This is a genomic window from Lysinibacillus sp. OF-1 (genome assembly GCF_028356935.1).
Lineage (GTDB): Bacteria > Bacillota > Bacilli > Bacillales_A > Planococcaceae > Lysinibacillus > Lysinibacillus fusiformis_D.
In genome coordinates this window covers 400,919-414,227 of sequence record NZ_CP102798.1, presented here as the reverse complement: position 1 = coordinate 414,227, position 13,309 = coordinate 400,919, and the positions used below count along the sequence as shown (strand labels likewise).

12 protein-coding genes and 1 riboswitch are annotated in these 13,309 nt (G+C 37.9%); of the genes, 4 read left to right on the top strand and 8 right to left on the bottom strand.

The features are described 5' to 3' along the window. Nucleotides 1–62: 62 nt before the first annotated feature. Nucleotides 63–1,142 (bottom strand): metallophosphoesterase, encoded by a 1,080-nt coding sequence (locus tag NV349_RS02020; RefSeq protein WP_058844777.1) that lies wholly within the window; start codon nucleotides 1,140–1,142, stop codon nucleotides 63–65. Nucleotides 1,143–1,445: 303 nt separating this feature from the next. Here NV349_RS02020 and NV349_RS02015 point away from each other — a divergent pair, with 303 nt between their 5' ends. Further along, complete coding sequence (locus tag NV349_RS02015) at nucleotides 1,446–2,594, top strand: acyl-CoA dehydrogenase family protein (RefSeq protein WP_058844778.1); 1,149 nt, start codon at nucleotides 1,446–1,448, stop codon at nucleotides 2,592–2,594. Nucleotides 2,595–2,629: 35 nt separating this feature from the next. Here the strand turns inward: NV349_RS02015 and NV349_RS02010 are convergent, their stop codons facing one another. The 4 genes from NV349_RS02010 to NV349_RS01995 all read right to left on the bottom strand — a co-directional run bounded on the left by NV349_RS02010 (nucleotide 2,630) and on the right by NV349_RS01995 (nucleotide 6,615). Then, on the bottom strand, nucleotides 2,630–4,834 hold the full coding sequence (locus NV349_RS02010) for a sensor histidine kinase (RefSeq protein ID WP_058844779.1): 2,205 nt from the start codon (nucleotides 4,832–4,834) through the stop codon (nucleotides 2,630–2,632). Between the two features lie 15 nt (nucleotides 4,835–4,849). Then, nucleotides 4,850–5,005 carry a hypothetical protein gene (locus NV349_RS02005; protein ID WP_155273172.1) on the bottom strand — a complete coding sequence of 52 codons (156 nt, stop codon included), beginning with the start codon at nucleotides 5,003–5,005 and terminating at the stop codon, nucleotides 4,850–4,852. Next, nucleotides 4,983–5,675 (bottom strand): response regulator transcription factor, encoded by a 693-nt coding sequence (locus tag NV349_RS02000; protein WP_036117745.1) that lies wholly within the window; start codon nucleotides 5,673–5,675, stop codon nucleotides 4,983–4,985. Before NV349_RS02000 ends, NV349_RS02005 begins: the two co-directional genes overlap by 23 nt. Before the next feature lie 76 nt (nucleotides 5,676–5,751). After that, nucleotides 5,752–6,615 (bottom strand): DMT family transporter, encoded by an 864-nt coding sequence (locus tag NV349_RS01995; RefSeq protein WP_036117748.1) that lies wholly within the window; start codon nucleotides 6,613–6,615, stop codon nucleotides 5,752–5,754. Nucleotides 6,616–6,771: 156 nt separating this feature from the next. On the opposite strand from NV349_RS01995, the gene NV349_RS01990 reads away from it, so the two are divergent. Beyond that, the gene (locus NV349_RS01990) at nucleotides 6,772–7,002 is read left to right on the top strand and encodes a MerR family transcriptional regulator (RefSeq protein ID WP_036117751.1); all 231 of its coding nucleotides are present in this window, start codon (nucleotides 6,772–6,774) and stop codon (nucleotides 7,000–7,002) included. A gap of 64 nt (nucleotides 7,003–7,066) precedes the next feature. Here the strand turns inward: NV349_RS01990 and NV349_RS01985 are convergent, their stop codons facing one another. The 3 genes from NV349_RS01985 to NV349_RS01975 all read right to left on the bottom strand — a co-directional run bounded on the left by NV349_RS01985 (nucleotide 7,067) and on the right by NV349_RS01975 (nucleotide 10,555). Then, complete coding sequence (locus tag NV349_RS01985; RefSeq protein WP_036117793.1) at nucleotides 7,067–8,053, bottom strand: homoserine dehydrogenase; 987 nt, start codon at nucleotides 8,051–8,053, stop codon at nucleotides 7,067–7,069. A 477-nt stretch (nucleotides 8,054–8,530) separates the two neighbouring features. Continuing rightward, nucleotides 8,531–8,917: a hypothetical protein gene (locus NV349_RS01980; RefSeq protein ID WP_141905157.1), complete on the bottom strand. Its 387-nt coding sequence runs from the start codon at nucleotides 8,915–8,917 to the stop codon at nucleotides 8,531–8,533. A gap of 336 nt (nucleotides 8,918–9,253) precedes the next feature. Continuing rightward, the gene (locus NV349_RS01975; RefSeq protein WP_036117757.1) at nucleotides 9,254–10,555 is read right to left on the bottom strand and encodes an O-acetylhomoserine aminocarboxypropyltransferase/cysteine synthase family protein; all 1,302 of its coding nucleotides are present in this window, start codon (nucleotides 10,553–10,555) and stop codon (nucleotides 9,254–9,256) included. 111 nt (nucleotides 10,556–10,666) lie between these two features. Next, nucleotides 10,667–10,780, bottom strand: a riboswitch (SAM riboswitch). Between the two features lie 155 nt (nucleotides 10,781–10,935). Here NV349_RS01975 and NV349_RS01970 point away from each other — a divergent pair. Continuing rightward, the gene (locus NV349_RS01970; RefSeq protein ID WP_271912213.1) at nucleotides 10,936–11,568 is read left to right on the top strand and encodes a glycerol-3-phosphate acyltransferase; all 633 of its coding nucleotides are present in this window, start codon (nucleotides 10,936–10,938) and stop codon (nucleotides 11,566–11,568) included. A 196-nt stretch (nucleotides 11,569–11,764) separates the two neighbouring features. Then, nucleotides 11,765–13,246, top strand: coding sequence for a DASS family sodium-coupled anion symporter (locus NV349_RS01965; RefSeq protein WP_058844783.1), 1,482 nt, complete (start codon nucleotides 11,765–11,767; stop codon nucleotides 13,244–13,246). Nucleotides 13,247–13,309: the final 63 nt, after the last annotated feature.

Here is a 13,309-nt window from a genome sequence, read left to right as displayed (position 1 = left end):
TACTACGTTTTCATATACTACTGTCATTTCACCTAGGTAGCTCATTTCAAGATTACCACACACTATTGAAAGTTTATATCCACTACCCAAAGCTCTGATCTACTACCAATTCGCATCGGTGGTCCCCAGAAGCCATAGCCTGATGAAACAAGTGTATGCATATGCTCCTTCAACTTATAACCATAGTCCAGTTCAAATACCCGAGCCGTTATATACTGGTTTGGCCATAGCTGACCCTTATGTGTATGACCTGACATATGTAAATCAACCCCCATTGCCGTTGGTGTTACCAAGTCATCGGGTGTATGGTTCATCACAAGCCATGGCAAGTTATCAGATACCTTTAATTCTTCAAGTGTTTTTCTTTCTTTATTCGTCCTATCCTCTTGCCCTGTTAATACAAACGCATCTTCTATACGAATTGTTTCATCTAGCAGTATTTTCACATTGGCATTTTCCATTTCCTTTACAAACTCAGGAATTTTTTTACCGTAATATTCATGGTTACCCAATATCCCATACGTTCCATATGTAGATGTTAATCCTTTCATGACATCCGCCATGCCCTCTTGAACAAACCATTTTGGATCATCATCCACGATATCGCCAGCTAACAATACAATATCTGGCTGCGCTTCATTTGCCAAGTTTACAAATCGTTGCAAATGCCTTTTATGCGATAATACCCCTAAATGAAAATCAGATGCCACAACAGCTCTCAGTGATTCTAGTTCACTTTCCTTTTTGGCTACCGTTATTTCTAAATGACGAACTACTGGTGAATAAGCTAAATAAGAGCCGATGATACTTAACAAAACTAGGACAGCAACTGCTATACTACCAATTATTTGTACATTTTTAAAGGGAGTTAACCAAACAATCAATTGTGAAGCTAAACACAGTAATAAGCCGTATTCAAAGAGAAACATCCAGTAATTACTGATGACCGAAAAAAACCGTAAAGACTCATGTAATCTTCCGATAATAATACTAAAAGCAACAATATACAGGATCAGCCAAAATAGGACTGGATAACGGAACCATCCCATCGCTACAAGCCACTGCTTTACTCCCCACCCTAAATAGAAAGTCAACGCACTATAAATACTAATTAAAAGTATACCACCGATTACTTTTGGCATAACCTAGTCCTCTACTTTCTTCTATAATTTAGTTGATTATATCATTATACTTAACAATCATATTGCTTGAAGCCCTTGAATAATCTTCTATCTGAAAATAGGAACTGATTACAGATGACAACTATAAGTTTACCTTTTTATTTCCTTCGATTCTCTCGTTCTACATGACATTCCACCATATTTAGATGACATTTTCGTCATTTTCACACTAAAAGCCACTTTAATTTCTACAAATCTTCCAGTAACATAATAGATGAACGAGAAAATTTACGCATTTACGAGCAAAAAGGGGTGCTATTTCGAATGACACGTTATAAATTTGAAACAATAGAGCATGAGTTATTTCGTAAAACCTTCCGTAAGTTTTTAGCTGAAGAAGCTGAGCCACATTATATTCAATGGGAAAAAGACCATCTAATTCCACTTTCCTTTTGGCGCAAGCTCGGTGAGATGGGCTACCTTTGCCCACAGGTCGAGGAGCAGTATGGCGGGCTTGGTCTGGATTTCAGCTTCGGTGTTATTATTCAAGAGGAGCTAGAACGTATAGGTTCAAGTCTTATTGGGATTGGACTGCATAATGATATTGCCGTACCTTATATCGAGGCTTATGGTACACATGAACAAAAATCTCGCTGGCTGCCTAAATGTATTTCAGGCGACTATATCACTGCGATTGCGATGACTGAGCCTGGTACAGGTTCAGACTTGGCAAATATACAAACAACCGCGATCCGCGATGGTGACTTTTACATTGTCAATGGACAAAAAACCTTTATCACTAATGGCATTCATACAAACTTAGCCATTGTTGCAGTGAAAACAAATCCACAGGTGGAGAAAAAGCATCGCGGCATCAGTCTACTTGTCATTGAAGAAGGTACACCTGGCTTTACAAAAGGAAGACAGCTCGAAAAGGTTGGGATGCATGCCCAAGATACGGCAGAACTCTATTTTGAAGATTGCCGAGTGCCTGTGCAAAACCTACTTGGAGAAGAAGGCAAAGGTTTTCACTATATGATGGAAAAGCTACAGCAAGAGCGATTAGCAGTAGCGATTGCTGCACAAACAGCCGCAGAGGATATGCTTACCTTGACATTAGACTATGTAAAATCACGTCAAGCCTTTGGTAAAACAATTGGCGACTTCCAAAATACAAAATTTAAAATTGCTGAAATGGCTACTAAAATTGAGCTTGGAAAATCATTTTTAGAATCCTTGATTGAAGAGCATATTGCTGGGAAAGAGGTTGTGACAAAAGTATCTATGGCAAAATACTGGATCACAGAAAATGCACGTGAGCTTGCCACGCAATGTATGCAATTGCATGGTGGCTATGGCTATATGGAGGAATATAAAATTGCTAGAAGGTATAGAGATATACCTGTTATGTCCATCTATGCTGGTACCAACGAAGTGATGAAAGTCATTATCGCCAAAAATTTAGGCTTATAAAAAGATGGCGGCAAATTTCTGCCGCCATCTTTCCATTATACTGCTGGAATTCGAACAATTACTTTAAATAGATCGCCATCTACATCAATACTCATTCTTGCCCCATGTAAGTCGACAATAGATTGTGCAATCGCTAATCCAAGTCCTGAGCCCTCTGTATGTCTTGAAGCATCTGCACGTTTAAAGCGTTCAAATAATTCCTCGGCATCCTCACTGATTTCATATTTCGCAACATTTTTCACTGTAAATTCAGCATCACCATCTGCCGTACGTTTCAACGTCACGTATACACGTGTTCCTTCTAACGCATATTTCAAGACATTCACAATTAAATTATCGATGAGTCTCCACCATTTTTGACCGTCCACATATGCATAGATGGGATCGTGTGGCATCGTCATACGTAAATCTAAGCTTGACTGTGTCAAATCCTCTTTATGCTCCCCTACCGCTTGCTGAATAAGCTGCGTCAAATCTACTCGACTGCGATGGAGTTCAATATTGCCACTTGCCATTTTTGACACTTCAAAAAGGTCTTCAATCAATACTTTTAAACGCTCAGATTTTTTATCGAGAATTTGAATGTATTGTTGACGTTCTTCGTCTGTAATAGTGGGCTTTTTCAGTAAATCCGTATACGTAATAATAGAGGTTAATGGCGTACGTAAATCATGACTCACATTTGTAATAAGCTCTGTTTTCAAACGTTCACTTTTCGCCTGCTCATGCATGGACGTACGAACACCTTCTCGTAAATGGTTAAGATTTTCAGCATGACCTGCAAGCGGTGATTTGCCTTTTACCTTCACATCTCGGTTTAAACGTCCTTCAGCCATATTCTTCGTATCCTTCATAATGCGATTTAAATAACCCATTCTTGATAGGAAAACAACCAGAGCAGGAATTCCTACGAACATACACATAGCAAGAACAAGAACTGGAAAACCGCCTCCTCTTAACATAGAAGCGACAAGGCTACCTCCCCCAAAGAAGGCTGCAGCTAACATGACCAATGAATGCAATGCAATAGAACGATTGATAAATAAATCAGTCATCGAATCGCCAAGTGACCATAAATAACTTGATTTCATATTTTCTTCTAGCTTTTTCAAAGTATCCACTCTTGTATACAGCCAAATTAATTGTACAAAGAAAGCACTGCCTATAACGAATAACACAGCTATTTTAAAGGCAGAATCTAGTATAGACCGTACATAATTATATTGATAATTGTAATCGTAAGTGTATTCAATAGATTCAAAAACAATTTGGGAAGTAAAAAGATACATAAATCCTGTGATCAATACTAGAATAACCTGAAAGTCAAACTTTACCTTAGTTAAAATCTCTTTTTCCTTCATATTCGTGACAGTTTGTAGTACAACCTTACGACCTCTCCATGCAAAGATTGCCGTTACTATACTAGTCAGCCACACAAAGAAAAAGGTATATTGATTACGGTGAAAACGATTATAATCCTGCATAACGCCTAATGATTGAACTGCTTTTTTCGAGATGGTTAAGACACCCATATATTCAGCTGTTTCATAAAAATTATCTACATCCACATATGCTTCTGTACTGTAAAAAATATCCCTTAAATTATTACTAATATTTCCTGCATATAATGGGTTTCGCTCAGAATATTTTATTTTATAGGCACTGCTTTCTGAAACATCACCTGCACGGTATATTTTACCTGTTTCAATATTCGTCAACTCATAGGACCAGTAGTCATAGTTTTTTCCAAAGCTTTTCGCTTCGGCTTGTACTGACTTAATATATTTATCAATTAATGCTTCTTTTTCAGCACGAATCTTCTTTCGCACATGCTCATCATTTTCAAAGTTTGCCGTAATATCTTTAATCTTATTATCGCGTTCAGTCTCTAGCTTTATTTGTAATTCTGCAGCATTGGCATCCACTGCTTCTTGAATTCGCTGTCCGTATTGCTGTTTAATATTATCGATTTGCTGTCCCAATGTACCATAGTAATTACGATGATCTTCTATTTCTGATTGCGTAATTTCTATTTCATCTTTAAAATCTGCGGCATTCGGTACATTTAACACTAACGGTCCTAGTTCTGCTGTGAAATTATCGATTTCATGCTGGAAATTTTCCGATTGGAAATAGGATTTACCAATATACTGATAACCTACATGCCAAAAAGTAAAAATACCAAAAATTGTCCAAATGAAACACATTAACACTAGAGAGGATTTCCATTTTTTTATCATACCTCTTACACTCCTCTAAAAAATTCTTTCCAAAAATTGCAAAACCTCTGAGGAGCGAGAATCGACGATTTGATAGGCATAAACACCAAAATAAATGAGCCCAACAACACCTGCTATAAATCCTGCAATCGTCATATACTTCTCTAGTTTATTTTTCCATTTTATAGCCAACGCCCCATACCACCTTTAGATAGCGCGGATTTTTCGGATCTGCTTCAATTTTTTCACGTATCTTCCGAATGTGAACAGCTACAATATTTTCAGCATTGTACGCCTCCTCATTCCAAACACGTTCATAAATTTCACGTATCGAAAAAACACGCCCTACATTTTTCATTAATAATTCCGTGATTTTATATTCTATTGGAGTTAGTCGAACAGGTTCTCCTTCTAGTATGACCTCTTTTGCATCTTCATCAAGAACAAGTCCGTCAATTTCCACTTTTGTCGCTCCTTCACTATACGTCCCTAGTTGCACATAACGTCGCAACTGCGATTTCACTCGTGCCAATAGTTCTAATGGATGAAATGGCTTCGTCACATAATCATCAGCTCCAACGGATAGCCCATGTATTTTATCGCCATCCTCTGCCTTTGCACTCAGCATAATAATTGGAATATTGCGCTCCTCCCTAATTTTAAAGGTTGCTGTAATGCCATCCATGTTTGGCATCATGATATCTAAAATAATTAAATGTACTTCATTGTTCTCTAGCTTTTCTAATGCATCTTGGCCGTCTGCTGCTTTAATGACATGATAGCCTTCATTTTTTAAATAAATTTCAATACCATCACGAATATCTTGATCGTCATCTGTAACAAGAACTGTTAATTTCGTCATGATATACACCTCGCTCTCAAATATCAGTGTACCTTTCAAATCTTAAAAACCAGCTATTATAAAAATGAAGAATTTCTTAAGGTTTTCGTTTTTTCCTTCCACCTATGGTTAAAACAACAATGCCACCTAGTAGCATTGCTAGACCAAGCCAGGACACGATACTTAATTGTTCTCCAATGAAAAACACCCCAAGAATGGCAGCAGTTAATGGCTCTGCTAATGACAGTGTTACAGCTGAGGATGAACTAATTTTTTGCAGACCATTTAAAAACAATAAATACGCCACGCTTGTACACATAATTCCCATGAATAGCATTGTCCATAAGTTATGTGTATTCCCTAACCAAGCAAATCCATTTTCAAAAGAAAACGGCAGTAAAAATAACGTACAAATAGAGAATGTCATGGCGACTGCTGGCAATGCCTCTTCCTGTGCCATTAATTTTTTACTAATGTTTGTATAAAATGCAAAGGACACACCTGCACAAAGTGCTAGTGCAAATCCACCTATATGAACAGACTCGTCTCCATTATTCATAAATAATAAAAGACATCCGATAATCGCCATCAGTGTAGCAAGTCCCCATACCGCTGTCGGACGAGTTTTCCAAATAAGCCATTCTAAAACACCAGAAAATACTGGTGCACTACCAATTGTCGCAACTGTTCCAATGGCTACTCCTGTTAGACGGATAGATGAAAAGAAAAGACCCTGGAAAAGAGCAATACTGGCTGCAGCTAAAATCGTCCATTTCCATGACCATTTTCGAAAGTTAATTTTCCGTAATGAAATGGTAATGGCTAATAATAGACCGCCACCAATTGCAGAACGAATAGTGGCCACTGCTATTGGAGATACCCCTTGATTTAAAAATGTTTGAGCTGTTCCTGTCATTCCCCATAGAATGGCTGCTAGTAATACCAACAACGGATTTAACATTTATCAATTCATCCTCGCTTTATTACTTCATTAATACTAATAATACATATTTATCCAAAATCAAACAATTATCATTTTTACTTTTTCTTTCAATTAGCCTAGTATGCTTTCTCAACAATGGAAGTTATAATATATACAGTAAAAGGAGCGAATCGTATGTACAAAACAATTGCAGAGACAGCTGTTGATCTTGGTATGCCTGAGGATCAAATTATGCGTCTAGTTTATGAGGGGCGTATCCGTTCTGTTTACGATGGAGAACAAACCCTAATCAATAGCGGCCAATTTAGCACGTATTTTAAACAATTGGAACGTATTAAAGAGGAAATCGAAATTTGGCGTTCTACCCCTATTCCAGAAGATATAGATGTGAAAGATGAAGATTAAAAAAACCCACCATTCATACAATCGAACATTGTTGAGTGGCGGGTAATTTTAAAAAATAAGTTTATTAGATTGTCACAACAAATCCTGCTCTTTTCCCAATGATTTCAGCATAGTCCTCTACCATGACACTCGCAGTTGGGTACATTCCTGCCCCAGGGCCAACTAATGTTAATGTCCCAATATAGTTAGTCTCTAACGCTACCGCGTTGAACACATCATCAACGGGATAAAGTGGATGTTCTTTATCAACCAGTTGAGGACCAACTTTAGCGATAATTTTACCGTCAGCCCTTTTTTCCACTTCAGCGACATGGCGGTAACGCAGACCGTTTTCACACGCTTCACGGACTTGTTCAGCCGAAATGCTATCGATACCAATTACTTCTACATCAGCCCAATCTGGTTGCTCTCCGAAAGCTAAAGCACTTAAAATCATTAATTTTTTAAAGGCATCCTGACCAGAAATATCATTATATGGATCCGCCTCGGCATAACCTAAACTTTGCGCCTCTTTTAAAGCTGTTTCGAATGACCAGCCTTGTGCACGCATTTTTGTTAAAATATAATTACATGTACCATTCAGGACTCCTTGAATACGGCTCACATCATTAACAAGTAAAATATTTTTCATTGTTTTAATAACAGGTACGCCACCTGCAGTAGTTGCCTCATAGCCTACAAAAACACCATTTGCTTTTGCCAGATCCTGCAACTCTAAGCCTCGTTTAGCAAACATCACTTTGTTGGCTGTAACAACGTGACATTTATGCTCAACTGCTCTTTTTAAATAACTGTATGCAGGCTCTTCATTTACAATCGCTTCAAACACAACCTGCATACCTGGCTCTGCTAAGACATCATCCATACTCGTCGTCATTAAATGCGCTGTACCTGGTACACGTTCACGACTAGCATCTGTCACTAAAATCTTTGCTACCTCTAATTCAATACCTAATTTATTTTTTAGCTCTTCTCGCTTTTCATTTAAAATATGATAGATCCCTTGACCCACCGTTCCAAATCCTAAAATCGCTGCCTTTATAGTTGCCATTTCTGTTATTCCCTCCAACTTACATTCCGCAGTTTCATCAAAGCTAATTTCTCCATGGGGTTGTGTCATGATAATTGGACACCCACCGCAAGCTTTAGCCAATTACTCTTCTTTGTACGAGTTTCGCTATTTTAGTATGTGTTGGAACACATACAAATTCAAATAATTCTAAATTTATCTTAAAGAAAATTGTAACGCAAATACATACTTAGCACAAGAAAAATCTTTCTAGGAAGGACATTTGTTTTCTCTAGATGTGCAAAAGAAATCGGTTTCATTCCCTTTATTATACGTTTTTTTAGTTGATCTATAAGATTTGAACAAAAATTGACTATTTCCATTTAAATATATGAATGTCTTTCTTCTATTATATATGTATGCTTGGACACCCATCATCTTGTTACTATTTTAATGACCTCTAAAGAAAAAACTCATTCCCTGTAGCAGCAGAGAATGAGCTTTAATATATGGGGGTTTTCAACTTGCTTTTGAAAGCAATTGATAACGATAATGTGTTAAAGCTTGTTGAACAAGACTAATTTCTTCTTCTGTAAAATTTGGTATTGCATACGTACGTTCCACTAATTGAAATGTACCGTATTTTAAGTAAAGCTCTGTTGCAGGAAGTGCAATATGGCTCACACCGTAATGTTCATATGCCTCAAAAACTTCCTTTACAGTATAGCCCTCCTCTTCAGCCACAACATACTCTTGAAATGCTGTATGACCAAAGACTTGCTTCCATTTTTTATCGACTGATGTAAGTAAGTGTTGAATGGATTGATTGTTGACAAAGACATGACCTTCATTCAGCTCATAAATTAGATAGGATGCAATGTTTTGTGCACTATAGATATTACCCATTTTAAACACTCCTTTATCATCAGTTTTTTTGGAAGAGCAGTCACTGGCTATGCGACCACTCTTCTTCTATATATTCAAAAGTGGGGGGAGCACTTTTGAAAACATTTACCTTATAACAAGAATTTTCGTATTCTTAACTTATTCCCTAGTATATAACACGGAATTAATTAAGTCAATAATACACATAAAAATACTTGGTATTATTTTTAAAAAAGTTCTGATAATTGATGGATTTTATACTTGGTTGATGTAGCAACGTTTGACGCAATGCCAAATGAGGCAATTCGAATGAGAAAATACGTAAACTCTACAACATCCTCCCTTGCGTTCTAAAACTTAAGCTTCTACAGTTTGTTCAGTTGTTGTGGCAAGCGTAATGGCTTGTTCTAAATCAGCAATAATATCCTCTACTGCCTCTAAACCGATGGATAAGCGAATGAGCGACTCGGTTACGCCAGCTTGAATTAATTCATCTGTTGATAATTGCTGATGTGTAGTAGATGCTGGGTGAATAATGAGCGATTTGGCATCCCCTACATTTGCTACATGTGAAAACAGCTTCACGCTATCAATTAGCTTTCGACCAGCCTCACGTCCACCTTTAATGCCAAATGTAAGCACAGAACCGAAGCCATTTTTCAAGTATTTTTTCGCCAAATCATGTGTCGCAAAATCTTCTAGGCCATTATAGTTTACATACTCCACAGATGGGTGGTTTCGTAAATATTCAGCAACTGCCAACGCATTTTCATTGTGTTTAGGGATACGCAAATGAAGCGTTTCTAAACCTTGTAGTAAATTAAACGCTGCGTCAGCACTTAATGTTGGACCGAAGTCACGTAACAACTGTACGCGTAGCTTCGTAGCAAAAGCAGCAGAAGCTGTATCAATTCCGTAACGTAATCCATGGTAAGAAGCATCTGGTTCCGTAAATCCAGGGAATCGTCCACTAGTCCAATCAAACTTACCAGCGTCTACAACAACCCCACCTAAAGTTGTACCATGACCACCTATCCATTTAGTTGCGGAGTGAACAACAATATCTGCACCGTATTCAATTGGTGTGGAACCATAAGGAGAAGCAAATGTACTATCGATAATTAATGGTAAACTGTTATCATGTGCAATCTTAGCTACTGCTTCAATATCTAAAACTTTTAAACTTGGATTACCATAAATTTCAGCGAAGACAGCTTTCGTTTTATCGGTAATCGCAGCCTTAAAATTCTCTGGGTTTGTTTCATCTACAAAAATTGTTTTAATGCCATACTTCGGTAATGTGTTAGCCAATAAATTATACGTACCACCATATAAAGAACTACCTGCTACTATTTCATCGCCTGCTCCAGCTAGATTTAAAATGGAAAATGCGATAGCTGCTGCACCAGATGAAAGTGCTACTGCTGCTGTTCCACCTTCCAATAAGGCCACACGCTTTTCAAAAACATCCACTGTCGGATTTGTAATCCGTGTGTAAATGTTCCCCGCTTCCTCTAAGGCAAAAAGACGTTGCGCATGAGCAGTGTCCTTAAATACGAAAGCAGTTGAGCGATAGACAGGAACTGTTCTAGAGCCCGTCACTGGGTCTGGCTCTTGACCACCATGTAACAGCAATGTTTCTGGTTTAAAATTTGTCATTGTGTACCTCCAATTATTTTTTTACGATGGTACCGGAGATGAGGAGGATTTATGTGTAGAAAACAAAACCCTCTCCTGTTAAGAAGAGGGTTGCGGTTGCAAGTTTTCCTCCCCTTATCTGCCAGATCCAAGTAAGAATCTGTAGGAATTAGCACCTTAGTAAGTTCATCACTTACTGGTTGCTGGGCATCATAGGGCCTATCCCTCCGCCGCTCTTGATAAGAGTATGAGATTCAATTTCCATCGTTGTAACACAGTATAAACATAGAGTTTTTTTCTGTCAATATGTAAATTTTATTTTTTCCGAAACTTCTGTCAGCTCTTATACGTAATATGAACGCATACACTAATTTAGAAAAAAATTTGAAAGGAGTATTTTTATGGTAAAAGCCGTGATCATTTTTCTCTTAGTTGGATATTTAATTGGCTGTATTCACGGCTCTAAAGTGGCACAATTTTTATCGGGGGTTGATTTAAAAAAAGCTGGCCATGGCAATGCAGGTGCCTCTAATGCTACACTTTCCCTCGGCTGGAAATATGGCGTTTTAGTAGCCCTAATCGATATTGGCAAAGGCGTTGTAGCTATTATCGGTGCACACTTTTATTTAGCAGATGCTCCGCATTTAACCGAAGGAGAAATATGGCTCCTGACCTACATTATTGCTGCAGGGGTTATTTTGGGTCATAATTTCCCATTTTATATGGGCTTCAATGGTGGGAAAGGAACTGCCTCTATTATTGGAATTCTACTTGCTGTAGATTGGAAGATTGGTTTATTTGCACTTATTTTATTTGTCATTTTATCCTTTGCAACTAACTATTTAATTGTCGGTGTTCTAGAGTTTTATCTCGTCTTTTGTACGGCAACATATTTATGGATTCCTGGAATTGGCCCAACTATAATTGCTGTCCTTCTTTTTGGCATAGCTATTATCCTGCACATCGAAAATATCCAACGATTAGCGAAGGGTACAGAGCCTAAAGTAACGTCTGCATTTAAGAAAAAGAAATAATATTACAATGGATATTTTTGTATTTTTTATGACCGTATATTTTCTCTTTATCTACTTATATCGCTGTAAAAAGCAGCTATTCTGCATACTTATTTTTTTACAATAAAATAGACAAGTTCTTATCTTAATAAAACATTTTACTAACCGATGTTATGGATAATAATCGTCATATTTATCGTAGAAAGGATGAGAAAATATGTCTTCACCCAATCAAACAGCTACGAAACGGAATTTAAAGCCACTATGGATTGGCTTGGCCTTTGCTTTACTAATCATCATTACTTTTTTACCTAATAACGGTGACTTACCGATTGCTGGACAACGAGCTTTAGCCATCTTAGCATTCGCAGTCATCCTATGGGTAACAGAGGCCGTGTCCTATCCCGTTAGCTCAGCCATGATCATTGCACTTGTAACTGTTCTACTAGGGCTCGCTCCATCAATGGACGATCCTGCTACAGAATTAGGAACTGCTGGCGCTTTAAAATTATCCTTAAGTGGATTTAGTAATTCCGCTGTCGCATTAGTAGCAGCAGCTCTTTTTTTAGCAGCAGCCATGCAAATTACCAACTTACATAAACGGCTTGCTCTCTGGATCCTTTCACTTGTAGGAACAAAAACAAAAGCTATCGTATTCGGCGCCATTTTAGTTTCTATAGCCCTCGCTTTTTTTGTTCCTTCTGCCACAGCACGTGCAGGCGCAGTCGTACCAATATTGCTAGGGATGGTCGCAGCATTTGGTTTACCACGCGATAGTCGACTCGCCGCTTTACTTGTTATTACTTCGGTACAAGCCGTTTCCATTTGGAATATCGGTATCAAGACAGCAGCAGCTCAAAATATGGTCGCTTTAAACTTTATTCAGGAACAATTTAATGTGGATATCTCCTGGGGTGCTTGGTTGCTCTATGCTGCCCCCTTCTCAATCATTATGTCTGTAGCTCTATTTTTCATTATGATCGCTTTAATTAAGCCTGAGACTAGCAATATCGAAGGTGGTAAAGAGGTCATCAAAAAACAGCTTTCAGAGCTTGGCCCATTGAAGGCTCCTGAAATTCGCTTAATCATAACATCAATCGTTTTGCTATTTTTCTGGGCAACTGAAGGGAAATTGCATCCCTTTGACACAACTACAGTCACAATTATTGCCATCGCTATTTTATTAATGCCTAAAATCGGTGTTTATTCATGGAAGGAAGTTGAACCTCATATCCCGTGGGGGACAATTATCGTCTTTGCCGTAGGTATTATGCTAGGAACCATTTTACTTAAGACGGAAGGTGCATCATGGTTATCCGATAAAGTATTTGGTTCACTTGGGCTAGATACGATGCCAATACTAGCAACCATCGCACTCGTAACATTATTTAATATTTTAATTCATTTAGGCTTTGCAAGTGCAACAAGCTTAGCCTCTGCACTGATACCTGTATTCATCGTACTAGCCTCTACATTAACAACGAATGTTGATCAAGTTGGCTTTGTCATCGTGCAACAATTCGTCATAAGTTTTGGCTTCCTATTACCAATTAGCGCACCACAAAATATGCTTGCCTATGGGACAGGAGCATTTACAACAAAGGATTTCTTGAAATCTGGTATTCCATTAACGATTATCGGCTTCCTTCTAATTCTTCTGTTCTCAGCTACTTATTGGAAATGGATTGGATTATTATAAAACTCTAATATGCTCACAACAAAAAGCCTTGAAGCACAATTGTCCTTCAAGGCTTTAATGATG